The sequence below is a fragment of the Nostoc sp. genome, from assembly GCF_036918245.1.
GTDB lineage: Bacteria > Cyanobacteriota > Cyanobacteriia > Cyanobacteriales > Nostocaceae > Nostoc.
Genome location: NZ_JBALEF010000018.1, coordinates 31,841 through 58,799, shown reverse-complemented (window position 1 = coordinate 58,799; position 26,959 = coordinate 31,841). Strand labels below are relative to the sequence as shown.

At 41.6% G+C, this 26,959-nt stretch carries 20 protein-coding genes and 1 pseudogene; 7 read left to right on the top strand and 14 right to left on the bottom strand.

Annotation, left to right across the window (positions count from 1 at the left end):
- Positions 1-15: 15 nt before the first annotated feature.
- The 5 genes from V7L12_RS04150 to dnaJ form a co-directional block, all read right to left on the bottom strand.
- Positions 16-1,605 carry a glycoside hydrolase family 57 protein gene (locus V7L12_RS04150; protein WP_334821235.1) on the bottom strand — a complete coding sequence of 530 codons (1,590 nt, stop codon included), beginning with the start codon at positions 1,603-1,605 and terminating at the stop codon, positions 16-18.
- A gap of 726 nt (positions 1,606-2,331) precedes the next feature.
- Positions 2,332-3,051: a Uma2 family endonuclease gene (locus tag V7L12_RS04145; RefSeq protein ID WP_335082389.1), complete on the bottom strand. Its 720-nt coding sequence runs from the start codon at positions 3,049-3,051 to the stop codon at positions 2,332-2,334.
- Between the two features lie 91 nt (positions 3,052-3,142).
- Positions 3,143-4,282 (bottom strand): small ribosomal subunit biogenesis GTPase RsgA, encoded by a 1,140-nt coding sequence (gene rsgA, locus V7L12_RS04140; RefSeq protein ID WP_335082387.1) that lies wholly within the window; start codon positions 4,280-4,282, stop codon positions 3,143-3,145.
- Entirely contained in the window at positions 4,279-4,536 is a 258-nt protein-coding gene (locus V7L12_RS04135; protein ID WP_335082385.1) for a sulfurtransferase TusA family protein, read from the bottom strand. Before V7L12_RS04135 ends, rsgA begins: the two co-directional genes overlap by 4 nt.
- Positions 4,536-5,666, bottom strand: a complete 1,131-nt coding sequence (gene dnaJ / locus V7L12_RS04130; protein WP_104909241.1) for a molecular chaperone DnaJ — start codon at positions 5,664-5,666, stop codon at positions 4,536-4,538. Before dnaJ ends, V7L12_RS04135 begins: the two co-directional genes overlap by 1 nt.
- Positions 5,667-5,834: 168 nt before the next feature.
- Between dnaJ and V7L12_RS04125 the strand changes: the two genes are divergently transcribed.
- Positions 5,835-6,095 carry a hypothetical protein gene (locus V7L12_RS04125; RefSeq protein ID WP_334931594.1) on the top strand — a complete coding sequence of 87 codons (261 nt, stop codon included), beginning with the start codon at positions 5,835-5,837 and terminating at the stop codon, positions 6,093-6,095.
- A gap of 193 nt (positions 6,096-6,288) precedes the next feature.
- Here the strand turns inward: V7L12_RS04125 and dnaK are convergent, their stop codons facing one another.
- Positions 6,289-8,247: a molecular chaperone DnaK gene (dnaK, locus tag V7L12_RS04120; protein ID WP_335082383.1), complete on the bottom strand. Its 1,959-nt coding sequence runs from the start codon at positions 8,245-8,247 to the stop codon at positions 6,289-6,291.
- A 228-nt stretch (positions 8,248-8,475) separates the two neighbouring features.
- Complete coding sequence (gene grpE / locus V7L12_RS04115; protein WP_334931598.1) at positions 8,476-9,222, bottom strand: nucleotide exchange factor GrpE; 747 nt, start codon at positions 9,220-9,222, stop codon at positions 8,476-8,478.
- Between the two features lie 439 nt (positions 9,223-9,661).
- On the opposite strand from grpE, the gene V7L12_RS04110 reads away from it, so the two are divergent.
- The 6 genes and pseudogenes from V7L12_RS04110 to V7L12_RS04085 all read left to right on the top strand — a co-directional run bounded on the left by V7L12_RS04110 (position 9,662) and on the right by V7L12_RS04085 (position 18,993).
- Positions 9,662-11,668, top strand: a complete 2,007-nt coding sequence (locus tag V7L12_RS04110) for a GspE/PulE family protein (RefSeq protein WP_334821222.1) — start codon at positions 9,662-9,664, stop codon at positions 11,666-11,668.
- A 163-nt stretch (positions 11,669-11,831) separates the two neighbouring features.
- Positions 11,832-12,962: pseudogene (locus V7L12_RS04105) on the top strand (type IV pilus twitching motility protein PilT); the annotation flags it as partial.
- Positions 12,963-13,041: 79 nt separating this feature from the next.
- Positions 13,042-14,265, top strand: a complete 1,224-nt coding sequence (locus V7L12_RS04100; protein ID WP_335082379.1) for a type II secretion system F family protein — start codon at positions 13,042-13,044, stop codon at positions 14,263-14,265.
- A gap of 145 nt (positions 14,266-14,410) precedes the next feature.
- Entirely contained in the window at positions 14,411-14,971 is a 561-nt protein-coding gene (locus V7L12_RS04095) for a hypothetical protein (protein ID WP_335082377.1), read from the top strand.
- A 372-nt stretch (positions 14,972-15,343) separates the two neighbouring features.
- A complete protein-coding gene (locus tag V7L12_RS04090) occupies positions 15,344-16,438 on the top strand; it encodes a serine/threonine-protein kinase (protein ID WP_335082446.1) in 1,095 nt (364 codons plus the stop codon).
- 527 nt (positions 16,439-16,965) lie between these two features.
- Positions 16,966-18,993 (top strand): serine/threonine-protein kinase, encoded by a 2,028-nt coding sequence (locus V7L12_RS04085; RefSeq protein WP_335082375.1) that lies wholly within the window; start codon positions 16,966-16,968, stop codon positions 18,991-18,993.
- A 178-nt stretch (positions 18,994-19,171) separates the two neighbouring features.
- On the opposite strand, the gene V7L12_RS04080 is transcribed toward V7L12_RS04085, so the two are convergent.
- The 7 genes from V7L12_RS04080 to V7L12_RS04050 all read right to left on the bottom strand — a co-directional run bounded on the left by V7L12_RS04080 (position 19,172) and on the right by V7L12_RS04050 (position 26,861).
- Positions 19,172-19,321 carry a hypothetical protein gene (locus V7L12_RS04080; protein ID WP_335082373.1) on the bottom strand — a complete coding sequence of 50 codons (150 nt, stop codon included), beginning with the start codon at positions 19,319-19,321 and terminating at the stop codon, positions 19,172-19,174.
- A gap of 144 nt (positions 19,322-19,465) precedes the next feature.
- Positions 19,466-21,334: a TIGR03986 family type III CRISPR-associated RAMP protein gene (locus tag V7L12_RS04075; protein ID WP_335082371.1), complete on the bottom strand. Its 1,869-nt coding sequence runs from the start codon at positions 21,332-21,334 to the stop codon at positions 19,466-19,468.
- Positions 21,282-21,638, bottom strand: coding sequence for an RAMP superfamily CRISPR-associated protein (locus V7L12_RS04070; protein WP_335082369.1), 357 nt, complete (start codon positions 21,636-21,638; stop codon positions 21,282-21,284). Before V7L12_RS04070 ends, V7L12_RS04075 begins: the two co-directional genes overlap by 53 nt.
- Positions 21,635-23,290, bottom strand: a complete 1,656-nt coding sequence (locus tag V7L12_RS04065) for an RAMP superfamily CRISPR-associated protein (RefSeq protein WP_335082367.1) — start codon at positions 23,288-23,290, stop codon at positions 21,635-21,637. Before V7L12_RS04065 ends, V7L12_RS04070 begins: the two co-directional genes overlap by 4 nt.
- Positions 23,287-23,958, bottom strand: coding sequence for an RAMP superfamily CRISPR-associated protein (locus V7L12_RS04060; protein ID WP_335082365.1), 672 nt, complete (start codon positions 23,956-23,958; stop codon positions 23,287-23,289). The genes V7L12_RS04065 and V7L12_RS04060 overlap by 4 nt, the downstream gene beginning before the upstream one ends.
- Positions 23,959-25,590 (bottom strand): Cas10/Cmr2 second palm domain-containing protein, encoded by a 1,632-nt coding sequence (locus tag V7L12_RS04055; RefSeq protein WP_335082363.1) that lies wholly within the window; start codon positions 25,588-25,590, stop codon positions 23,959-23,961.
- The gene (locus V7L12_RS04050; protein WP_335082361.1) at positions 25,587-26,861 is read right to left on the bottom strand and encodes a Card1-like endonuclease domain-containing protein; all 1,275 of its coding nucleotides are present in this window, start codon (positions 26,859-26,861) and stop codon (positions 25,587-25,589) included. Before V7L12_RS04050 ends, V7L12_RS04055 begins: the two co-directional genes overlap by 4 nt.
- Between the last annotated feature and the right edge of the window lie 98 nt (positions 26,862-26,959).

Below are 26,959 nucleotides of genomic sequence, written 5' to 3'. Positions count from 1 at the left end.
TACTTTTTGTGAGACTTATAGTGGACGATAAACGTGATAGTTGATTTCGGGGAAGATATTATCCATTAATTCGACTTTTTCTAGCCAACCACTGTCAATTTTGCCAACTTTAACGTCTTCATAGAGTTTATTAAACCGCATCAAGTGCGATCGCGTCCGTCTGACTGCATAGGGTACCATTGTTCCCGTCCGCATAATAAATGCCCAGTCGGAAGATTGTGCTAATAACAATTCCCGCGCTGCTTGGTTCAATGCTTTCCACCCCAACTCATCCTCTGGTTCTAGGTGCGAGATTTCAATCATCCGTTCAGCAGCTTTGTGCAAATGTGGATAAATCCACGCATTCGTTTCATTCAACCAATATTCGTGGAAACCCTTGAAACCCCAACTCGACTGCGAAGGACGACAGACTTGCTGAATTGGCTGATCTCGCAAATAGTCTGCTAAATGGGTCATTTGATATGTTCCTTGGTCATACCACGATTTGCGGAATAGGTAATCGATGAACCAAGGACCTTCATACCACCAATGTCCAAATAACTCTGCGTCATAAGGCGAAACGATAATTGGCGGTCGCTGCATTATACCATAGAGATGTTCAGATTGCTGCTCTCGATTATACATAAAATTAGCAGCGTGTTCTGCTGCCTTTTCCCTAGCCCAATAAGGATCGTAGAGCGCCTTATCTGATAGACCTAAGCCACGCCCCGTAATTTTGTGATACTTAATGCCCGTATTTTTCCGCTGACCATTGGGCATAATATAGGGTTTGATGTAGTCATATTCTGCTTCCCAGCCCAAATCTTTGTAAAATTCTCGATATTCCGCCGCTCCAGGATAGCCCACCTCAGAAGACCATACCTGTTGGGAAGATTCATGATCTCGACCAAAGACAGCAACACCAGTTTCTGTATAAATTGGGGCATAAGTGCCAAAGCGGGGACGGGGACGGGCGTAAAGGATGCCATGCCCATCAGTGAGGAAGTAGCGTAACCCAGCATCAGCTAGCATCCGATCTAAACCTTCATAGTAGGCACATTCTGGCAACCAAATGCCTCTGGGTGCTTGTCCAAAGGTTTGTTCGTAATGTTCGCAGGCTACCTGAATTTGCGCCCACACTGCTTGTGGATACATTTTCATCAACGGTAAATAGCCGTGAGTAGCGCCGCAAGTGATAATTTCCAGGTTGTTACTGTCTTGGAACTTCTTAAAAGCTGTCACCAAGTCCCCGCCATAGCGTTCCCATAGCTGACGCGCTTCGCTAAACTCAGTCGCGTAATGTTCGGCTAAATAACGAAGATGCCCGTTGTTGACATTATGTTCTGCTTCTAGTGCTATAAGTTCTTCTAGTTGAGCTAAGTGTGCTTCGTAGCGTTCTTGAAGCAGAGGATCGCGAAGCATCGACACTAAAGGGGGTGTCATACTCATCGTGATTTTAAAGTCGATACCGTCTCGCTTTAAGCCTTCAAATACTTTCAATAAGGGGATGTAGGTTTCTGTGATGGCTTCATAGAGCCATTCTTCCTCCAGCACGTAGTCACTTTCCGGGTGACGAACGAAGGGTAGATGTGCGTGGAGTACAAGCGCGACGTAGCCGATAGACATAGTGATTTTGGGGTGATACTTGTAGTTGAAGGTCGAGAGGTTTGGCTGAAATTAACAATATTTTAAGACTTTATGGGGAGCGCAAAGTAGATTTGTAGCAGTTTTAAATCAATTTAAAAGCCTTGTACCGATCTTTCAGCCCCTTATCATTCCTCTTCTAGTTGTTGGTTGGCTTATTGCAGTAGAAAAATCGGGTTTCTAAGTTACAGTATTTTTGTTATCTTTGTGCTTTGGCAGTTTAATAATTATTTTTGAGCCACCTTCGCGTAGCTTCAGTTTCATTCCTTCCTTGCGAGACGCTGTTCGCGTTTGACAGGCTCAGGAACCATCGGAGCTTTGGCGTGACACTTCGACAAGCTCAGTACGGGGACTCTCAGTCAAACGGTTTTAATCCACGTCTGAAATTCTCTTTCCTACGAGACGCTGCGCGTAGCAAGATCCCTGTAAGGGTACAATTTTGAATTTTGAATTGTTAATTTTGCCTTCTCTGGTGAAGTTGAGTTTGATGAGCAATCGCCAGAATTATACAAAAAAACGCTGAACTCGAACGCCGAAACCTGGTAACAATGGTGATGTGATTTCGTCATCAGCTAGCAAGGCTGCGATCGGTATTTAATTGGCAGCTTCGTAATTCTAAGTTTGAGGTTGTCCAACGGACTTTATCAGATATTGTTTGGTTCATAGCACTATTTTCTCATGCCTAGTTTAGAGATAAAATTCTATTTTTCAGAGTATTTGGTTAGGGTCAATACCTGCGTCTCGCAAGCGTTCTGCCAATATTGCAGCCCGTTGACGTTCTTGTTCTAATTGTTGATTTGCTTGCTCTAACTGTTGGTTTGATTCTTCCTCTGGCAACATCACTAACTGTCCATCTGGTGTAAAAAAGCGTAATTTGCCCAAATATACTGCTAAATACAGCCCTAATTGCTGACTCCACAACCAACCTGACTCAGTGGGTACAAGGTCTTGATATTGCCCATCAACTAAGTGAAATCCCTGTAATTCTAGGTTATTTGGATCAAACCAAAAGTAATCTGGAGTGCGAAATGTATTTTGGTATATTTGCTTTTTCAAACCTTTATCAACCGAGGCAGTGGAATTAGATAATAGCTCAACGATCGCATTGGGGTATTTGCCGTCTTCTTGCCACACAACCCAGCTTTTGCGGTCTTTTTTCTCTGTATCTAAAACCACAAAGAAATCAGGACCTCGAAATTCTTCTGACTTTTTCTGGTTGGGACTGAAATAGATAGTTAGGTTGCCAGTAGCATAAAAATCCTGACGATCGCGCCACCACCATTTAATCAGGCGAATGAGTAAATCAATTTGTTCGCGGTGTAAATCAGATTCCAAGGGGGGTTCGTCACTATAGATATCACCTGCTGGGAAAATTATACTCTCAGTGACAGCTTGTAAACTAGGGGTGTTGGCAATGGGCTGATACATACAAGATACTTTTTCTGTTTGTATCTATGCTATCGTGACCAACCTTTGGATTATGAATGCGTAGGCCAGCCCGTCGTAGACATCGCACTCCTTATTCCTCATCCCGATATAACTCCTGCAAGTCCTGTAACTGAGTCTTCCGGGAAATCCGGCGATATTTTTTACTTTCTAGCTTGGGTTCGTATTGACTCTGCCCTTTGCCTTTGCTTTTGCTTTTTAACTTCATGGTGGATTCTGGATCGGCTTGTTGGTGTAGCTGTGTTTGATGAGCGATTGCAGCGTCCAAAAATTCTAAATAATGTTCATATCGTTCCCAGTCTCCCCGCACCACGCACTCAGGTTCGTCTCGATGCAGACAATCACTAAACCGACAGCTAGCAATTGCTAACCGCTTTCTTGCTTCTGGGAAATAATGGATTAATTCTTCTGGGATACAATCCATATCTGGCTGATTAAAGCCGGGAGTATCTGCCAGTAAACCACCGCTAGGTAACTCAAATAATTCTATATGGCGAGTAGTATGACGACCACGAGCCAGTTTGCCAGAAACTTCTCCGACTCGCAGCTTGGCAGAGTCAATCAGCGTATTAATTAGACTGGATTTACCAACGCCGGAAGGCCCAGCAATGACGGTAATTTTATTGCTCAAGTATCTGGCTGCTTGCTCAGTATTTATACCATCTTTAACACTGATAAATATTGGTTGATAGCCCCAACCAAGTAGGCGAGCGCTAACTTGTTGCTGTTCCTGCTGTGAAATTAAATCACTTTTATTCAAGCATAAAAGCACATCCAAGCCAGTAGACTCAGCTTTAATTAGAAACCGACTCAGCTGATAAGGTTCCAAAGGTGGATCGGCAACGGCAAATACCAATAGAATTTGGTTAACATTAGCGATCGCCGGACGATCTAACTCACTTTGGCGGGGTAAAACCTCAGCGATCGCACCCCGTCCCCCAGCCCAATCTGGCTCCTCTACCACAACGCGATCGCCTACCATCACCTGTTGTCCGATTTTTTTCAGACGTGTTCTCCGGGTACAAAGCAGGAGAGGAGGCGAGGGAGCAGTGGGGCAGAGGGGCAGAGGGGCATTTAAATCCAGTTTCTCCTCTACTTCCCTGCTGCTCTGCTCCCCAGCCTCTTGATCCATCTGTACCCGGTAAAAATTAGCCTGTACAGCCACCACCGTACCCAATAACTGTCCAGTTGCGGCAAAAATTTCCCCTGTCATTGGTCAGCAACTGGACGGCGCACTAACAGAGAAAAATAATTAGTGCAGTCTGTAATTTGTTCCACCTGATAACCTGCCATTGTCAAACTATCAGGAACCTGCTCAATCGGCTCACCAGGGTCTAGCCAGACTTCTAGCAAACCTCCCAATGGCATTTTCTCTAGACGTAGTTTTGTGCGTACGAAATTAATCGGGCAAGGGGTGCCGCGTAAATCAAGTTGAGCATCGGGAGTTAAAACAGAAGAGGGCATCATCACTTAAATAAATTTCCCAAGAATCCTTCTAGACCGCCTTTACCAGTCCGATCGCCCTTAATTTTAGCTAGCTTCTCCAGCAGTTCCCTCTCCTCTGGGGTGACTTTATTGGGAATATCAATTAATACATTCAGCATGTGATCCCCACGACTTACGGGATTACCCAAGCGAGGTACACCACGGTTTTCCAACTTCATTACTGTATTTGGTTGAGTTCCAGCAGGAATGATTAGTTCTACTGGCCCATCTACTGTATCTACCTCTAACCGACAACCTAAAATCGCTTGCAGGTAGCTAACTTTGATTTCCGAGAGAATATTAATCCCATCTCGTTGGAATTCCTCGTCCTCATTCACGAACAAGTAAACGTATAAATCACCAGGAGGGCCACTACGTTGACCAGCATCTCCTTCACTAGAAATCCGCAAACGTGTGCCATTATCCACCCCAGCTGGAATGGTAATTTTGAGTTTCTTTGTGACTTGATTTGCGCCCTTACCATCACACGCGTCACACTTATCTTCAATTACCATCCCTGTTCCATTACAGGTGGGACAAGTCGAGACTTGGGTGAAACTGCCAAAGGGTGTTCTAGTCACACGGCGTACTTGAGCCGATCCGCCACAAGTCGAACAAGTCCGAGGGCGGGTTCCAGGTTTAGCACCAGAACCGCTACAAACTTCACAATTTTCTAGATGGGAAATGCGAATTTCTTTTTCGCCACCAAATATAGCTTCCCGAAAGTCTAACTTCAGGTCTAGCCGCAGGTCATCACCCCTGGCAGGCCCACTGCGCCGTCTTTGTTGCGTGGGATTACCCATACCGCCAGCAAAGCCACTAAAAATGCTTTCAAAGATATCGGCAAAACCACCCATATCGCCGACATCTTGAAAGCCCGCGCCAGCAGCGCCCGATACACCCTCTGGGCCAAAGCGATCGTAACGAGCGCGAGTTTCGGGTTCTGAGAGTACCTCATAAGCGCGGTTAATTTCTTTAAAGCGATCCTCCGCCCCCGGTTCTTTGTTCACATCTGGGTGATACTTCCGGGCTAGACGGCGATAGGCTTGTTTGATTTCTTCTTTGTCAGTGTCACGAGAGACACCCAGGATTTCATAATAGTCGCGGGCCATATAGCAAAGGTAAAAGTTAGAAGGAAGAAAGCAGAAGTCAGTAGAACGTCATTCACGGTCACTTGCTACCCTATGGATTAAGTGTTTTGCCTACAGAATATGCAAGAGCAACACATTATCCTTTAGAGGGCGGCTTGCCGGAGGGCAGGCAGAAGATAAAATTAATTTTTGTTAATAACTGATTTTACCCTTTACCTTTTACAAAAATCACCGACAAATCTTGAGCAACAGGTGCTTTCCTCGTGGGAGACGACAAAAGCTATAGAAGTTAAGAACAGGGGAAGCCTCTGCTCAGACTTCTCACTGCCGAGTCGGCTGTCTCTTTTACAATTGTGCTACGTAGGAGAGGAAAACCTCGCCCATCAACCAGAGGGGCTAGCCGCACCATTAGGTGTGGAAAACCACCCTTATGCTTTGGATTGGCCCTGAACTTGCACATTGCCTAGCCCAAAGTAATTTGCTTCTACAATCTAGCAAACCGCTGGGGTCTTGTGAAACTTCGCTAAATATTTAGATATATTAAAATATCTTAATAAAAATTTGCAACTTAGGGGAGTGGGGAGTGGGGAAGATGAGGCAGACAAGGGGACAAGGAGAATAACCAATGCCCAATGCCCAACCCCTAATCTATTGCCTCATAATCAGCCTGAGCAGTACTTTCTTCGTCAAAATCAAAGTTGAATTGTGGTATTAGCGTGCCATTCATTGGTGAGTCTACTTCTGGGGTAAAGTGACCAGATGAACCCCCCTCAATCTCATCACTTTGGCTGTTAGCTCGATTGTAAACATCAGCACCAATTGCAAACAAGGTTTGTTGGAAGTCGTCTAAGCGCTGCTTAAATTCCACTGTGGAAATGCTGGAGTCAATCATTGCAGCTTGGAGTTGTGCAACTTTTTCACTGGCCAAGGTTTTCATCTGGTCGCCGATAAAGTTGCTATTATCCTTGATTGTGGATTCATAACTGAACAACAAATTATCTGCTTGGTTTTTGAGTTCAACCAGTTCTTTACGTCTTCTATCTTCTTCGGCAAACAGTTCTGCCTCTTGGCGCATCCGTTCGACTTCGTTGCTACTCAAACCACCTGTATTGGTAATCCTGATACTCTGTTCTCTACCTGTACCTTTATCTTGGGCAGAAACCTTTAGGATGCCGTTGACATCGATTTCAAAGGATACTTCAATTTGTGGTACACCCCGGGGCGATGGGGGAATTCCTGCTAATAGAAACTTGCCGAGACTCTTGTTATCTCGTGACATTGCCCGTTCACCTTGGAGGATGTGAATTTCCACCGAGATTTGTCCATCAACTGCGGTGGAAAAAACTTGTGACCGACTCGTAGGAATTGTAGTGTTGCGTTCAATGATTTTGGTGAACACTTCACCTAAAGTTTCAATTCCCAAGGACAGAGGGGTGACATCCAGTAGTAAGAGATTATCGACTTCACCACCCAACACACCTGCTTGGATAGCTGCTCCTAATGCTACGGCTTCGTCAGGGTTGATAGAGCGATCGGGAGCTTTGCCGTCGAAAAACTTAATTAGCGCGTTTTGGACTGCGGGAATACGGGTAGAACCACCTACCAAAATAATCCGATCTATGGCTTGTGGTTTGAGATCCGCATCTTTGAGCGCTTGAATCATTGGTTCAATGGTCGCTTCAATTAATTTGGCGGCGAGTTCTTCAAATCTAGAGCGGCTGAGTTCCATCTCCAGATGCTTTGGCCCGGTGTCATCAGCTGTGATAAAGGGCAAGTTGATGGAGGTATTCACCATACTGGAGAGTTCAATTTTTGCCTTTTCCGCTGCTTCCCGCAGCCGTTGCAATGCCATCTTGTCTTTGGAAAGGTCGATTTTCTCTTGTTCTTGGAAGCGTTCCATCATCCAAAGCACGATCGCATTATCAAAGTCGTCTCCCCCCAAGTGGTTGTTACCACAAGTCGCCTTCACTTCAAAAACGCCATCCCCAAGTTGCAGGATCGATACGTCGAAGGTACCGCCTCCCAAGTCAAATACTAAAATTAGCTGCTCTTGGTCTTGCTTTTCCAATCCGAAAGCTAAAGCCGCAGATGTTGGTTCATTGATGATTCGCAGGACTTCTAGTCCAGCAATTGTGCCAGCATCTTTAGTTGCTTGTCTTTGGGCATCTGTGAAATATGCTGGTACGGTGATTACTGCTTGAGTCACCTCCTCACCCAAAAAATTTTCCGCATCCTGCTTCAGCTTTTGCAGGATCATGGCGGATAATTCTTGTGGCGTGTAGTTTTTTGAGCGAATTTGGACATCAACGGTTTCGTCTCGACCTTTGACACAGTTGTAGGGGACGCGATCACGTTCTACTTCAGTATCTTCCCAACGCCGCCCGATAAATCGTTTAATACTGTAAATTGTATTTTCGGCATTGGTTACGGCTTGGCGCTTTGCCAATTGACCAACCAAGCGATCGCCACTCTTCCCAAATCCCACAATACTTGGAGTAGTTCGTCCCCCTTCAGAATTGGAGATCACAAGTGGTTGACCACCCTCCAAAACTGCGACGCAACTGTTAGTAGTGCCTAAGTCGATCCCAATAACTTTTCCCATATTTGCCAGTATTTTTACTGAATATTTCTGCTGTAATATGTCGCGGACTAACTTTTTTGCTAAGAACAAAGGCTAGCGGATAACGTCTGTGGAACCCCTATTGCTGGTAGCAATCAAGAAGTTGAAACACAACAGAGTTATCCAAAGCCTTGTCCAAGTTTTAGGTACGCGATGCTCGTCCTTGCTATAACCCAGGCACTTGAGGTCAGCGAGGCGAGCGACTACAGCTTAACTGCTGGCTGAACTCGACTGATCTTCTGGTGCAAAAGGTGTATCTTCCTTGGGAGCAGCTACTTTGACCATTGCATGGCGTAGCACGCGATCGCCCAAGTAATATCCGCGCACTAACTCTTCTAACACTGTTCCTTCAGGATGTTCATCCGTAGGTTCCCGCATTACTGCTTCGTGCAGGTTAGGATCGAATTCTTGACCTTCGGGACGCATTGGCGATACACCCAAGCGCTTCAGGCTATCTACTAATTGTTTGTAAACGCCTTGGTAACTTTTGTGCATGGTCATTTCGGCATCAGACTGCGGTTTGAGGTGCGATCGCGCCCGCTCAAAATTATCGACTATTGGTAGCAATTCCAAAATCGTATTCCGCTTCACCTGCAACTCAAGGTCTTCTTTTTCTTTGCTAGTGCGTTTGCGGTAATTCTCAAAATCAGCGGCAATCCGCATATATTGAGTACTACGCTCTTCCAGTTGCGTTTTGACGGACTCGATTTGTTGAGTCAGTTCTGCCAAAGCTGCCCTTTCTACTTCAGTTTTTTCAGTTGCTGCAACGCTATTTTCTGAATTGACAGCAGTATCTCCTGATATATTTGTTTGGGCTGCCACTTGCTCTGTCACCTCGCTACCAGATTCATTGAAATTAATTTGGGCTGGAAAGTCACTCTTCATTGCTTGCTTTACCTCTGTTGGTTCACCCAATTGCTGGCTTGTATTGTTTATCTGTTTATTTTCATTGATCATTGTCTACTCATTCCAGATCCTATTTATGGCAGTGTATCTCTACAGCTTGCAACCGTCGTCATCCACGACTTGCAACTGAGGCTGATTTTATTGCCGACAAGTTCCTGGAAGTGATGTAACCGTCCTCTTATTGTGACAAATGGTGAACACGTTAGCCCAGACGCTACTAAGGCGGGAACCCGAACGAGTAATTTGCAATAGTAGCGCTGAATGTGACTCGCCCCTCATCTTATTTGAAAATACAGCGTATTTCAGGTAAATGAAGTACACGGGTAGGGGCACAGCCATGTTCCCTACGATTATCTGTACCTCACTTTAATTTTGAATTTTGAATTCAAAGCAAAGCGACGTGACTCAGGACTTTTTTGGGAAATGAGAATTCTGTCTCATGGTAGGGGAATACTTTAAGCAGAGGTTTCCCCAAATCAATTGCTCATTTATGACTTACTCGTCACCACAACGGCGCAGTACCGCTCTAACTACCAGAACAGAGTTTTCGCCCTTCGGCAACAAGCTAGTGCAATCTGGCTATGTCAATACCGAACAGATGAGGCAGGCACTAATTGAAAGCCGCAAATCTGGCAGACCCTTAACAGAAGTATTAGAGTCAATCACTGGGCAACAACTATCGCCTGAGTTGCTCAGGCAATACAAAAAACAACAGCTATTTGAACTGAAAATACTATACGGAGTTGAATTCCTCGATCCAGAAGTCAATTCCGTTGGCAACACGATGATGGGGAACCTGATTGAAACCCTCATCCCAGTGGATATCTGCCGTCGCCATCGTTTAGTACCACTGTCGAAACACGAAGACCAAACCCCGCCCTCAGTTTTAGTGGCGATGGTCGCTCCAGATAATCTAGAGGCTTCCGATGATCTGAACCGGATCTTGCGCCCCCAAGGTTTGGCGTTGCAGCGCATGGTGATTACCCAGGAAGACTACCAGCAGCTAATCAACCAATACCTGGATGAAATGGCTGTTAAGCAGAAGCATCTGGAACAAGAAAAGTTTACAGATATTAATCAGGATTTAGAAAACCTCGGAAATCTGGATATTTCGGATGCTCCTGAAGAAATGGAGGCTGATTTAGGGGCAGCGATGAAGGGTGCAGAGGATGCCCCAGTCATCAACCTAGTTAACAGAATTCTGGCTAAAGCCTTGCATGAAGGCGTTTCTGATATTCATATCGAACCGCAAGAAGAAAACTTACGCATTCGCTTTCGGAAGGATGGGGTACTGCGCGAAGCTTTCGATCCCCTGCCGAAAAAAATCATCCCGGCGGTGACAGCCCGATTTAAAATCATCTCCAATCTAGACATTGCTGAACGCCGTCTACCCCAAGATGGACGTATCCGCCGGATGTTTGAGGGACGTAAGGTGGACTTCCGGGTGAATACCTTACCCAGTCGCTATGGGGAAAAGGTGGTGCTGCGGATTTTGGATAACTCCTCCACCCAACTGGGATTGAATAAGTTAATTACTGATCCAGAGACTTTGGATATTGTCAAGGATATGGTCAGCCGTCCCTTTGGGCTAATTTTGGTGACTGGGCCAACTGGTTCTGGGAAAACAACCTCGCTGTATTCTGCACTCTCTGAAAAGAACGATCCCGGAATTAATATCAGTACTGTAGAAGACCCAATTGAGTACAGTCTTCCAGGGATTACTCAAGTACAGGTGATTCGGGAAAAAGGGTTAGATTTTGCTACTGCATTGCGGGCTTTCTTGCGACAAGATCCAGATGTGCTGCTGGTGGGTGAAACGCGGGATAAGGAAACGGCAAAAACCGCAATAGAGGCTGCCTTGACCGGTCACTTAGTATTAACTACCTTACATACCAATGATGCCCCAGGAGCGATCGCTCGTTTGGGAGAAATGGGGATTGAGCCTTTCATGGTTTCTAGTTCCCTAATTGGCGTTTTAGCTCAACGTTTAGTGCGGCGTGTATGTTCTGAATGTCGTGTTCCCTACACTCCCACAACTGAGGAACTAGCTCGTTATGGTCTATCAGCTTCCTCGGATGTAGGAGTCACCTTCTATAAGGCTAACACCTTGACATTAGATGCGATCGCAGATGCCAAAGCCAAAAATCACCTTTGCCCAAAATGTAATGGTGTCGGCTACAAAGGGCGTTGTGGTGTTTATGAAGTCATGCGAGTCACCGAAAATCTGCAAACTCTGATCAACGAAGATGCACCCACGGAACGCATCAAGGAAGTGGCTATAGAAGAGGGGATGAAAACCTTGCTGGCTTATAGTTTGGACTTAGTGCGTGAAGGTTCAACCACTTTAGAAGAAGTAGAACGAGTGACGTTTACTGATACTGGCTTGGAAGCAGAGTTAAAAGCCAAACGCAAGACTGGTCTTACCTGTCGGAGTTGCGATGCCACATTGAAACAAGAATGGCTGGATTGTCCTTACTGTATGACAGCTCGGTTTTAAGACTAATAGTCATTAGTCATTGGTCATTAGTTATTAGTTATTAGTCATTAGTCATTAGTCATTAGTCATTGGTCATTAGTCATTGGTCGATGCTTAGTAACTTTAAACAAATGACAACGGACAAATGACAAAGGACAAATAAAAAACATTAAAAGGAAGCAGAACTATGGAAATGATGATTGAAGACTTGATGGAGCAGTTGATTGAAATGGGTGGCTCGGATATGCATTTATCCGCAGGTTTGCCTCCCTACTTCCGCATCAGTGGCAAACTTACCCCCATAGGTGAGCATATATTGACAGCCGATCAATGTCAAAGGCTGATTTTTAGTATGCTCAACAATACCCAGCGTAAAACCTTAGAGCAGACCTGGGAGTTGGATTGTTCTTATGGTGTCAAAGGTTTGGCTCGTTTCCGGGTCAATGTCTATAAAGAGCGTGGTGCTTATGCTGCTTGCTTACGAGCATTAAGTTCTAAGATTCCTAACTTTGAAAAATTAGGTCTGCCAGATATCGTGCGAGAAATGTGCGATAAACCCAGAGGACTTATTCTGGTGACAGGCCCTACAGGTTCCGGCAAGACAACTACTCTAGCGGCAATGATTGACTTGATTAACCGCACCAAGGCAGAGCATATTTTAACGGTGGAAGACCCAATTGAATTTGTCTATGAACCAATTAAAAGCTTGGTTCACCAGCGGCAACTAGGAGAAGATACTAAGAGCTTTGCTAATGCTTTGAAAGCAGCCCTGCGGGAAGATCCAGATATTATTCTGGTGGGGGAAATGCGCGATTTGGAAACAATTTCTTTGGCGATTTCCGCTGCAGAAACAGGACACTTGGTATTTGGTACGCTACACACTAGTTCCGCCGCCCAAACTGTTGACCGGATTATCGACGTTTTCCCCCATGAAAGACAAACCCAAGTGCGGGTGCAATTGTCTAACTCTTTAGTGGGGGTATTTAGTCAAACCTTGGTGTCCAAGAAAAACCCTAAACCCGGTGAATATGGTCGGGTGATGGCTCAAGAAATTCTGATTGTCACTCCTGCTATTTCCAACTTGATTCGAGAAGGTAAAACATCTCAAATTTACTCAGCAATTCAAACCGGCGGCAAATTGGGAATGCAAACTCTAGAAAAGGTTTTAGCCGATTTTTACAAAGCAGGAACAATTTCCTTTGAAGCGGCAATGTCTAAGACTTCTAAGCCAGATGAAATTCAACGTCTCATTGGTAGTTCTACACCGCAAGCTGCCGCAGGTGCTAAACCCGGTGTGGCTGCTAAAGCACATTAAAGAAACTGGGGATAGGGGAGATGAAGAATATTTCATCCCCTTGATTGAGTATTTTGAATTTTGAATTTTGAATTTATTTATGCCAAACTACGTTGCCCGTGTTCGCGACTCACAAGGAAAATCCCGAACAGAAAAAATTGTTGCTGAATCCTTGGTACAAGCTCGTACTAATCTCAGAGATCAAGGTTTTGTAGTTCAAGAACTCAAGCAATCTCAAGGATTTCAGCCAGATGTTGCCTTCAAAAACTTTCAGAATTCCTTAGTTAAGGTTTCTGTGAAAGACAAAGCCGTTTTTTCGCGTCAATTTGCCGTTTTGATGAATGCGGGAGTTGCGATTGTTAGAAGTCTGGGGGTGCTTTCTGAACAGTGTAGTAATACTAAATTGAAACAAGCCCTTGTAGACATTAGCACCGATGTTCAAAGCGGAATGAATCTTTCAGAGGCAATGCGGAAGCATCCTGACTGTTTTGATGGATTATACGTGAGTATGATTCAGGCTGGCGAAGTTGGTGGTGTTCTAGACGAAGTATTGAATCGTTTAGCTAAGTTGTTAGAAGATGTTGCCCGTTTACAAAACCAAATTAAATCAGCATTGTCTTATCCAACAGTCGTGGGTTTTATCGCAGTTGCTATTTTTCTGGGCATGACTATTTTTCTTATTCCCATTTTTGCCACGATTTTTACACAAATTGGAATCTCGTTACCACCTTTGACGCAATTCTTGATGGATGCTAGTAAGTTTTTGAGAAGTCCGGGTGCTTTCGTTCTTCTTGCTGCTCTTATAGGACTGAAATTTGCCTTTACACAATACGGTAAAACTCCTGTTGGCCGCATCACAATTGATCGTTTTTCCCTGAAGATGCCATTGTTTGGTGACTTAATTCAAAAATCTTCAGTTGCCCGCTTTAGCCGGACTTTTGGTTCTTTGACTCGTTCAGGTGTACCAATTTTAACTTGCTTAGAAATTGTCCGAGATACATCAGGAAACCAAGTGATTGCCAATGCCATAGACGCAGCCCGTATGGAGATTCAACAAGGAGGCATGATTAGCATTGCCTTACAAAAAGATGCCGTTTTTCCGGCTATGGCAATTCAGATGATTAGTATCGGAGAAGAAACTGGAGAATTAGATGCAATGTTGATGAAAGTTGCTGATTTCTATGAAGATGAAGTCGAGCAAGCAGTAAAAGCAATGACTAGTATTTTGGAACCGGTGATGATTGTAGTTCTAGGGGGAATGGTTGGAACTATTTTGCTAGCGATGTATCTGCCTATGTTTGCGGTATTTGAAAAGCTGGGATAAAGGATTAATAGTTAAGAGTTATAAGTTATGAGTTAGGAATTAAAATTTTTATTCCTAACTTTTAGCTCCTAACTGATTAATTTTATTCTTAACTCCTGTACAGACGCGATTAATCGCGTCTGTACTCCTCACTATTTAATAAACTATGACTGTGCAAAAATCTCAGTACGAAGCGAGTTTGGCAGAGTACAGCAATCATCTAGCTGCGATCGCCTTACTAAAGCAATATCGGCCATACTTGGAGATGATTCCCAGTCTGCGCCGTCCAGATGAAAGTGTCATCACTGTACCCTTGCCAATTGTCCGGGTTCGCAATACTGCTACAACAGCCCCACAAACGATTTGCTTACCCTGTGATGTGGCAATTTTGATGTGCGATCCAGAGTGGAAAATTAAAACTGGAGCAGAAATTTTAGTCTTTATTCATCGCGCTCACGAAGACTTTTCTGATTTGTTAGGACGTTGGCGACAAACCCAAGTTTGCCTGGACAATGATTATGAGTGGTTGATGCCTCTCCGTCACAGTCATATTTTAAGTGAGGGAGCTAATACTATATATCCTCTGTTTGTCGTTTTTAGTGAGACTTTAGAACGCATCCAAAGAGGTCTTGTGGGAGCCGAACTCCCATTTATTATGCAAACATCAGATTTGCTGGTTGAGGAGAATCTCACAGATATTTTCTCTTCACAAACTCCACCAGCTTAGGTACTTATAGTTAAAAAATATCCCATCGTCAGGATGCAAGTCCTTGCATCCCTATAAATGTACTAAGCGTGAAACTACATATTTTTACCCCCCGGCTACGCCGTCCCCCTTTTGCTAAACCAGAGGGGTTTTATTATGTGCATCTTCATACAAAATTGTTATAAGTACCCATGCAACAAACTTTCACCTCTACTAAACTACAAATTAGCTCGTCACACATCCGTGAAAGGGCTAGTTCTACAAAAATTTATTTTTACTTTTTGAAGAGTAATGAGGATTTGGCAAAGATTCAGTAATCTTACTGTTGTCAATAAAGAATTGTCATAGAATTAGAGACATTCATTTAAGAGTAGATATTTTATACTAATGAATCTGAATCGTTTTTCTCAAAAAACAACGAATTCTCAAGAGAGCATTTTACAACAAACTCAGTTGATTCAGATGTGTGGTTCCAAACGGCTATTTCGCGATCGCTATGAAATACTACAAATTTTGGGTAGAGGTGGTTTTGGTGTGACATTTTTAGCCAAAAATGCCGTCTTACCTGGGAATCCACTGTGTGTCATTAAACAGCTTTGTCCAAAAGTAACTACTCCCCAAAGTTGGCAAAAGGCATGTATGCGCTTTGAAAAAGAAGCAAGAACTTTGGGACAACTCGGTAGTCATTCGCAAATTCCCATGCTATTAGACTACTTTCAGGCAAATGGGGAGTTCTTTTTAATTCAAGAATATGTGCCAGGTTTGACTTTGGCGCGAGAAGTGCGGCAAACTGGGCCCAAAAGTGAAGCCTCAGTTAAACAGTTCTTACAGGAATTATTACCCGTATTACAGTATCTTCATAAACATCATGTAATTCATCGGGATATTAAGCCTCAGAATTTATTGCGGTGTGAATATGATGGGCGCATAGTGCTGATTGATTTTGGTGCGGTGAAAGAGAAATTAGTTGATGCTTGTGAAAACTCAATCAATCAAGCTGCAAATACCAACTTTATCGGGACTAAGGGATTTGCACCACCAGAACAGTTTTCTCTACGTCCAGTTTATGCCAGTGATCTTTATGCACTGGGTGTAACTTGTATTTATATGTTGACTGCTAAAAGTCCTTTAGAATTGGACTACGACCCAAAGACTGGTGAAATATCTTGGCAAAAACAGGTAAATATCAGCAACAGTTTCGCCCAGATTTTAGGAAAAATGGTGAAAATTACCTTAGAGGATCGGTTTAAGACTGCCAATGAAGTGATAAAAGCTTTAAGTAATGAAAGTTATTTGCCTACTTTGGCTAACTGTCTAACTACCCAAAAATTAAATAATAAAAGTATTACACAACACGAAATTACACAACACGAAATTACACAACATGAAATTACACAACACGAAAATTACGATGTATACATGCCACCTGTAGCCAGAACTGCTAGTGCCATTCGGAAATGGAGAGCAAGATTCAAGGAAACAAGATAGCCCATATAGCAGAATTCAGAATTCAGGAGTAAAACACTCTTTATCCCTGAGTAACAGACGAATCGTTGTGTACCTCACTAACTTGAAATCTGTTGTAAGTTGCAGCCTTTTTTAGCTAAAGTATCAAATGAATAATTAATTATGGGCAATTTAAAATAGCCAAAACAAATTTAGTAAGCATTTTAACTATATTTGATAGTCAGTAATCATTAATTAATCAGGGTTTATCTTCAATACTTAGTCAGTTATCGCTTGCCAAGATACAAGCAAAATTACTAGGTTTAAAAGTTCAAAAAATCTTTTTATTCAGAATATTATATAATCGATAGAATAATTAATCTTATGGCTCTCGTAGTTTTCCACAGATGAGGAAGACTGACTACTATTTACAAAAGCTAACTATATAAGTAATTCCCCAATCCCCAGAACAGGGTTTATCTACCACAAGTAAGCGAGAGTCAATTATCTTAAGGGAAAGTTCGGGGCAAACTTAGCCTAAGTTGTCATGCAGTCGCGCCTGTCAGATCATGATCTGCTGCTTAAATCCCGATTGCTCAAATCCCCTGAATCCCAATGGAAAGAAGTTTTGCCAAAGTTGTAGCACCCCGCTGGTGTCACTTTTAAGAAATCGCTTCCGTGTCATCCGAGTCCTTTCAGATGAGGGGGGATTTGGCAGAACCTATCTGTCAGAAGACGTAGATAAACTCAATGAACGCTGTGTTATCAAGCAATTAGCTCCAAAATTCCAAGGAACTTGGTCGCAAAAAAAGGCGATGGAGTTGTTTGCAGAGGAAGCGCAGCGACTACAAGACCTTGGGGAACATCCCCAAATTCCGACTTTGATAGCTTACTTTGAGCAAGACGGCTGCCTATATTTGGTGCAGCAGTTTATCAATGGGGAAAATTTATTAAAGGAGTTGCAACAGCGCAAGGCTTATAACGCTAGAGACATTCAATCTATTTTGCTAGATTTACTGCCCATCCTAAAATTTATCCACGATCGCAAAGTTATTCACCGAGACATCAAGCCAGAAAATATTATCCGCAATAAAAATGATGGGCGATTAAGCCTGATTGATTTTGGCTCCTCAAAGCAATTTACCGCCAAAGTTCAGCAAAAATCTGGCACATCCATTGGTTCACATGGTTATTCTCCCCTAGAACAAATTAGAGATGGGAAAGCTTTCCCCGCCAGCGACTTGTTCGGTGTGGGGGCTACCTGCTTTCATCTACTAACGGGAAATTCCCCGTTTCAATTATGGATGGAATCTGGGTACGCCTGGGTAAGTAATTGGCGGGAATATTTGCAAAGTCCGCTAAATCCTGAGTTGGATTTTGTCATCGACAAGCTTTTGAAAAAAGATATCCATGAACGTTACCAGTCAGCCGAAGAAGTCCTTAGAGACTTGACTCCCAAACAACTCCTCGCCCTGCCACCGGCGGGTAAGTCATCTGGGAAATTACCACCAACTAAAGCACCATATTTACCAAAAAGTTATCCCTTACTGAGAAGTTTAATCTTAGTCAGTGCTTTCATTCTGTTGTTTGGATTCAGCGAATCTTGGTATAAAAATTTTCGCCGGATTCAAACCAGTTTGGTCTCTAGGTTGATTCAAGACAATAGTCCTGGTAAAAATGACGCAATTTTGAGTCAAATTAGCTTGGGTAAGGTTTCCTTAGCTAACACCCTCCAAGGACACGAAAACTCAGTTTTATCTGTCGCCATTAGCCCCGATGGCAAAACCATAGCCAGCAGTGGCGACGACCGCACAATCAAACTTTGGAATCTTGCAACCGGAAAACTAATCTCTTCACTCAACGGGCATTTTCAGGAGGTGAATGTCGTAGTAATTAGTCCAGATGGCAAACTTCTGGTTAGTGCTAGTGATGACAACACCATTAAAATCTGGAATCTGGCAACGCGAAAACAAATTCGCACTCTTATAGGGCATTCTGACTCAGTTCATGCCCTAGCCATCAGTGCTGATAGCCAGACTCTAGTTACTGGGAGTGATGACAACACCATTAAAATCTGGGATTTGGCAACAGGAGAGCAAATTCGGACACTAGCAGGGCATACATTCTGGGTGCGGTCAGTAGCTATCAGTCCTGATGGTGTGATTCTGGCCAGTGGCAGTTTTGACAAGACGATCAAAATCTGGAATCTAGCAAAGGGATACCCAATCCGCACACTAGAAGGAAATTTTCAAACAGTGACAACTGTGGCTATTAGCCCAAATGGTAAAACTTTAGCCAGTGCTAGCCGCGATCGCACCATCAAACTTTGGAATTTAGCTACGGGAAGAGAAATTCGCACCCTTGCGGGACATGGCAACACTGTCACATCCGTAGCCTTCAGTGCCGATGGTAAAATTGTTGCTAGTGGTAGCCGCGATCGCACTATCAAACTGTGGAATACAGCTACAGGAGAAGAAATTCTTACATTAGCGGGGCACACCAACACCGTCACATCTGTTACCTTCAGTCCTGATGGCAAAACCCTTGTTAGCGGTAGTGAAGATAACACTATTAAGATTTGGCGGTTATCTCAGTGAGTGGGGATTAGGAACTGGGGATTGGAGATTGAGGATGAGGGAGAGTTAGAATCTCATTCATCCACCTCAAATACTTTAGGACTTACGCACTACAAACGAATTATCCTGTGTATTAACGTAAACAGGTAGTTTCAGTCTTTTAAAAACCATTCTTTGTTAGTTGCGATCGCAACTAACACTAGTTGAAAACCATACCTGCCATTTCGGCGTTTCTGTCAATCGTCTTGGTTGGGTGAGCGATCGCTTTGATGGCTTGATAGCACTTTTTTATTACTCTCGTCAGATTAAAGTTAGTTCGCGCAGGCTGACTTTGTTTTTCTAGCCGCAACTTCCAGTCGCCTCAATTATTCTCTCTCCAGAGTCATAGAAGGGCGATAGGCGATCGCTCTATAAAAAATCGGTTTTAATTGTCGTTAGGGGATGAAGTTATGGAAAACTGGCACTGCAACATAGGACGCAATTTGAACGCACATTAACTTATTACGTCTAAAGGAGTTGGTAAGACACGCCGATTTTTGTATTCATTGGCTTCGCTATCTAATGGATTTTGCTCTCGTTCAATTTCCATATATCGAGTTTTTGATGATGGTGGACTTTGCCAACTCAGCATTGCTAAAAGCATTTGAATCCTGGGGATATCATTAAATCTCCCTGTTTGCTTAAGCTCCTGAAGGATATAATTTTCAAAAAACAGCTGATAATCTGGGTTATCATCTAGGCTTTCTGCTGTTGCCCAACTGTTATTATTAAATAACTGGGTGTATCGTGCTTTCCGTTTGCTTATATATAAGTTACTTTCTATTTTTACTGCTCCCATACCCCAAGGTTTACCCATCCCTAATGAGAGACGGTAATCATTATTTTGAGCAATATTAATAATCCACATTAATCCCCCAATTTCAATGTTACTCAAATTTTCAAATTGGATAGTAAATTTAAATTTTACGCCTGATTTTATTGGTTTAATCGGAGTTGTTTGAGTATCTTTCACTTCATTGGGCTTAGGATGTTGAATATCAGGATTACTTCCTTTATGCCAATACAGTTTATGTCCACGAATTACAGTTTCTTCAGTGGGTTGACTAGCATAATGCTTGAGTTTTGATTTCTCAGCATGAGTTTCTTCTGGCTGCACTAAATAATGCTGATATGTGGTTGGTTTGGGACTAAGAAGAATCTTGGGAGTAATCACACATTGAGTCATAAATATGTCATTTGAGGAACTTTGACAAATTGCATCACTCACAGAAATTCTACCTGCACGACTTTGTTCTTTCCCTTCAGGTTGCTTATCGCGTCTCACAAAACCAAAAATCGCCTCAGCAATATCAATTATGGAATCATCTCGTAAATCTTTTGGAATAAAATCTACAACAGTAGCAGCTTTACCATCACCATTGGGAGAGTAGGGAATTCGGAAATAGGGGCTATGACCAAATAATGTAACTATATTTCCTTGTGTAGGTTGACAGTAAAATACAGGACGGTTTTCTTGCAACATCCCTAATTTTTTATCAAATGGTGATTTTTGCTGGAATTCAGTTAAAGCATTGCAATAATGTTTGATTGCTTCTGGGTCAATTATGTATGTTTTATTAAGGTTAGGATTAGGAGCAAATACAACGCAGTGATAGGTACGGATGCTTTCACTATCAGAATCAGAAGTTTCTTTCATGTTTCCGCTAGTAACTAATCTTCCTTGATTTAGTGGGTATTGTTTGGGAATGGTGACATCCTCAGCTATATACCGTCCTTTGGGTTTGGTGATTCCTTGAAAACTAACTGGTATATCTTGGGGTAAATAAACTGGATTATCAAATCTCTTTAATTCAGGAAAATCAGTAGATGATAAATCTTCTTCTTTAACCCAAGCAAATGATGTTGAGTTATTTTCTCGTGCTGCAATAATCTTCCAAGTATCACCATCACGTTTCAGATAACCAGCTTTGACTTGATTTGGATTTATATATTGTCGGTATGCTTGAGCAAGAGAATCATCATCGGTTCTAGTAGCAACAGCACGAAAGAATAATCGCTGAAAGTCTGATACTTGGGATATTTTGCTGAAACTAATAATTTCTACTAAAGTCCGCAGCATCCCTCGCAAGCTACTACCAGGAAGTACGGGTTTTTTAGTGATTTGGTCAATGTAATAAAAATCTGGTAAATCTTTTGCTTTTGTACCACATTCAAATTCTTCTTTAGTTAACCCACAGCGAATGTAGAGAGGAGAAGAAGTTGTTAATGTGCATTCAATTCTGCCAGTATATCTATCTGAATAATAGCGGTTATTGTCGCGCAGCTTGCCATTGGTTTCTAATTCTGCTGCTGAGTGCATCATTGATAATTAGTGGACTTTGTTCGCCATCTTTATCACTGCGATTACCACCAAATAGTAACGATGTTTCAGTTGCATTGTAACCATTTTCAAATTCTCGTAAATAGTTTCTTAATGCTCCAGCGATTGATGAACCCATGAGCAATGCTTTATCTTCTACACTATCTCGTAAAACTACTAAATCAGTATTGCCATCAGCATCACCACTTCCCAAGGAAGCTGGTGTATCTAATATTAAAGTTGCTTTGATGATTATGCGTTCACTAATCAAGCGTTGATTGCGGCTTTTGAGACGTTCACAACTCATCTATATTCCTCCTTTGTTGCCTTTTTCGCTAGTGCCATAATTAGGCGTAAGGTATATTTTTCTGCCAGTTTATTTGTCTTGGCAAATTCATCGTTAATACTTCGCTCTACATTGGCAATATTAACCTTTAATTCTTGTTGGTTACTTACCCAAGACCAAGTATCTGGATAAATTAACCAATTCTCTAGTTGCTGTTTTAAATAATAATTATTTTCATTAGGTTCAATTTTTGCTCTTTCAAATTGACTGCTAGCATGAGGAGGAAGATTATTTAAAAGTAATAAAACTAAATTACAATCACCTGTGGTAACAGCTTGTTTAGCTATCAATTCTAAACGAGAAAGTTGAGTGTTACTAATATCACCTTTAATAGTTTTACGTCCAAGATAATTTTGTAATGCTTGTTCTATTTTTTTATCCAAAATTCTCTCAGCCATTTGTGTCGCTAAAGTGCGTGATATATCTGTTTGTAATCCAGGTGAATAAATACTTGAACTTTTATTTGGTAGCTTGAGTGGAAATCCTTCTTTTTTGTTTAACCAGTTAATAGCAACTCTACCAAAACCTTCAGTTTTTCTCTCTCCAATCCCTTTGATTTCTATTGCTTGAATTTGCTCTGGTGTTAGAGAAAAATTTCCCAATTCAAAAACAAAAACACTCCCGGCTGCGAGTGCTGGAACTGTGGGTAGAGGTAATCCCCATTTACGATTGAATCCACCGATTATGGTACTACTAGTAAAGCATCTTTGCGGCTGAATTTCTCCACCTAAAACTTTTTTTAATTCTCGTGTTAGCGGTGCAGATATTTCGTGTTTGGTTGAAGGTGGAATTATGGCATATTGCCCACAATCATCACGTAAAATCAAGTCACTCAGGAGTGTAACTGTCAAAAACTCTCTATCAGTTCTATCATCATCTATAGGAATATTTACTTCATTCCAAGCATTAGTATCAATGATATTACTAATGTTAGTAATTTTAGTGTGTCCGTAACCTGCACTTTGGGAACCACCAAGCCAAATATCTGATGATTTTGCTAACAAATCTCTGATTATCTGAACATCAGTTTCGCTACTACACAAAATCACAGTTTGGAAAGTTTGTTCGCTATCTATCGCTTCGTAACGAAATATTTCTCCTTCTCCTTGAGTAGAGCGTCCTTTTTTGCGATCGCGTTGATTGTGAATATTAATCCGTCGCTTTTCTGTATAATAATTTATACTGCCACGTTCTGTAGTCCAAAAACCTTCACCAACAGGTTTGGGGTTTTCTAGTTCGTCTCCTCTTTCAGGGCTAAAATCATAAACTAGTATAGGAGATTCATCAGTTAATTCTGCATTTTTTTCCTTGAACCAAGAACGAGGAATGGGAAGTGTGCGTTTACCTTCGTTACTTTGCAAATAACCATCATTACTTTGCAAATAACCATTTAAATAACAGGTACTATTCCCATCAAAAAACAACCGCTTAACTTCATCCTTAGCTAAATCCAATTCTGATAAACCATGCTGCTTCATATACCGTCTAATCACAGCACCCCGAATCATACTACCAGGAATATAAGAGTAGGAAACGTCACTATTTGGGTCGCCTTGAAATGAAGTTGCAAGTAGCGGTTGTTGCGTTCGCAATGAAAAAGTGATTATCTTCACCTAATTTTCTCCTCAACTTTTCCAAACAAGTTTAAATCATCATAGGTAATATCTTTTCCACAAGCATCGTGTAGGGTGCATTTTACGTGACCTCTCCCTCTGTTGCGTCCACTTCCTATGCGTCGCAAAGCTAAGATACTTGCAGATAAAAGAGACAGAATTTCATGACCTGGTTGAGTTTCAAAAATTAAATCAGCCTGGAATTCAAGTTGACGTATAACTACGCGAAACGAGCGCAGACTTCCTTCATCAGCTACACCTATTTGCGAATTAATAGCAGTTTGACGGCGAATAGTAGTCAAAGAATCAAGAACTTCATTGTTCATTAATTTTTCTTTTTTAATTTGCCAAGCTACTGCTGTTCGTAAATCTTCTGGTAAACAAGCATCTCCAACGTGCATGATTCCCATCGTTTGCAAAGAACTACCGGGTACACCAAATAAAGTACAAGCAATATTTTCCCAGTAAGAACAAACATCTGTTGGTAGTAATACACCAATTAAATTATCTGATTCTTCGCTTAACAACCCCTTCAAAGTCCGTCCGCGCAAGTAAGGAAATCCATAAGCATCATGCTCTACTTCTTGGTCAATTAAACCAGCTATACCGTCACCTCTACCAAAAGTTGTATCACTCAAAAGTGTAATTTTCAATTTATATATAGTCACCTAATCACTTCCAATTTTTAGATAAAAATCCATAGCTTCAATTGCATCGAAGTAACCGCAAATTTCGTTGTTCCAACCCTGCTTTATCAATTGTTCACTTTGACTAGATGATTCTGGAAACAATGGTAAATTTGGTAATTTATAATTCAGCAAAAATTCCCTAACAGCTTCAATACAACCCTGACGTAGTACCTCTCGCAACGCCATAATTTTGTTTTGACGTTCTCTCCAATTATCTCCTTGCTTGAATTCGCTCACAACTTGAGTAAAACCTGACCAAGTACGCCATTCATCATCGCGTTTTAACCATAATGGACGCATTTCTAAATGCCAAGATTTATTATTCACTCGATATTCACGTTGACGAATTTCTGATATTGAACCAAGTAAACCGCTAGCTGCTAAATGCCAATCAATTGCTGAAAAATAGTCTACTCCATGTTTTTGTTGCTCAGATTTCACAAATTTTTTTGCTACGTTACATAAATCTTCACTCATTTTATAAGCACGTGAAAAAGGATAATGAGCTTTGACGACGCAAATACCAGCGCAAGCTGTTAAAGGTTCTCCATCAGTGACTTTTTGCTCCTCAAACTTTTGCAAGAATAATGCAGCCAATTCTAAACCTAATCTACCTTCACAAATAAAGGTAATGTCATCACCTCCATAAACTAAAGGACGGAAAGGAAGATAAAAAATATTACTTTTGCTATTTTTATTTAAATCAAATCCTCCAAGTTTACCGACAACTCTTCCCGATTTAATGGAATTTACAATAGTTTCAGTCACAGCTTTCAGCGCCTCAGTACCTGCTGTTTCAACACTGTTAGAAAAATCTCGCATTGCATTAATGTAATCTCTATTCTTCTTACCCTCACCCTCACCATGCTTTTTAAATCTATCTCCCATGCCATTACCATCAATATGCACAACTGCTACATAGCTAGATTCACCTTCAGAACGTCCTAAATTATCGCTTCGGTAGGGAAATTGATAAATATTTTCGTCAACTACATTCGAGAAAATTTGCTGGAGTTTTCGATTAGCTTTTCTAACAGCTTTTAGCTTTTGCCTTGTTTCAGTAGAAATTAAATAGCTATCTTTTCCTTCATCGTCATCATAATCGATGTACTTATCACTTCTATCTACAGCAGGGAGTTGAGTTGAATTACAACTACCAGTGACACCTAAACCAAGTAATGATGCAGAATGTATCCGTTCGGATTTTTGATGCTCTAATTCATTTTTCTTTAAGTCTTCAACTATTGTATATAAATTGTCATTTTCCCAATCAAAATCAGCATGAACAACTAATAAATTAACTCCTGATGCTTCGGTTAAAACTTTTTTACTCAATAGCCGAGTAAACTTGATAGCAATTTCCCGTGACTTAAATATTATCAGTGCATTACCACCATTTGCATAAACTATTTCTGCACCAAGTCCACTAGTTTCAATAGGTTCTGATTGAGGCTTTTTAGGAACTCCAAATCTAGTTTTTAGTATATCTTCAAGCCATTCTTTTGTAGCTTGGGACAAGAGAAACGAAGCTCCAATATTTTCGCGCAGACGGTTGGTATTGAAGATATAATTTTGCTTGCCAGTTGTATCAACTATAGTAAACTGTGTCATTTTGCCTCCCTATCATTGTCAACAATCCACTTAATAATGTTCTCAGACAGATTTAGTAAATCTGCACGTCCAAAAACAGCAATTTTCTTATTGGAGAGTGTATCAGCAATTTCTGCTTTGAGAGTATCTGGTTCATCAGAACAGCAAACTAAAGCCACCCTTGCTTCTTCTCCTCCCATTTGTATAGCTCTTAAATATGCTTCAAAAAGTTTACTTTTGCACAACTTTTTATCGTTATCACTTGTGCAAGAAATTGCAAAAAGCTGATAACCCCGTGTAAAGGCTACATCAAATTCAAAGCCATCTTTAGTTCCCTGAGGCGGAATAATAAAATTTAAGCCATAGTATAGTATGGATTGGCTATGAGCAATCTTTTTAATTTGCTCTAAAACATAATGCTCTAGCCATATTCCATCTAAAAATTTACACAAATCTTCAATTTCTGGAAAGACTCCGAGTTTTTTGACTTCTCCTAAAGCCAGATTATCGTCACTTGTTAATAGCTGTTGATTATTGAATACTTCTACTATTTCTAATGATAATTTATCTAAAGGTATGAATAACTTAGCCAAATCAGTCTTATTCTTCCATTTTCGATTATCCTTGCGTGCTGCTTGAGAAAATATTTTGTTATACCAATCAAACCACTGGGTTTGCTTAGCCTTATCTGCAAACACTTTGACAAGTTCTTGAGCTAATTCTGGTGACTGTGCTTGCTGAGTCGGATTTTTTTTTAAATTCAACCCATGTAACTGAAAAATTGTGATAAGTGGAATTTGCAGCGTGTCTGGTTTAACTTTTAAACGCTCCCGTTCATTATCTTCCCTATCTATACATATTTCTAACCTACGAGGGTCAAGATAGCTAAAAATCATACCCTTGCGCCGTCTGTATACTTTACCAGTTTTATCTTGAATCTCTTCATAAAACAAGGTTCGGTAAGAGTGCGCGGACATTGCTTTTGTACCACCTGTATAATTTAGCCCTATTTTCCCGTTATTGATGCTTTTTAGCTTGGCTGCAATTTCTTTTTGAATGTGGTAAGCATCTGACTCATAATGATTAAGTGATCGCAATTCCACATTAAACTCACTTTCAAAACTCTTTTTCAGCCGCTTGGCTTCATCCAAAGTATCTGTAGTATGTACTAAATACGCTGTCTCACCCCGGTGAAGCAACAGCTTGGTTGCTACATAATTAGGTAGGGGATTTTGACCTACCAGCAAAAACAGATGGTCAACTTTATACTGTTCAAACTCGTTTGTACTCATGGGGTTGAGGTATCAGCTGTTTAAAAATCTACCACTAGTATTACATGGTATCGGAAATACCCCCTTCCAATACTTGCTAATCTGGAAGGCGTATCTCA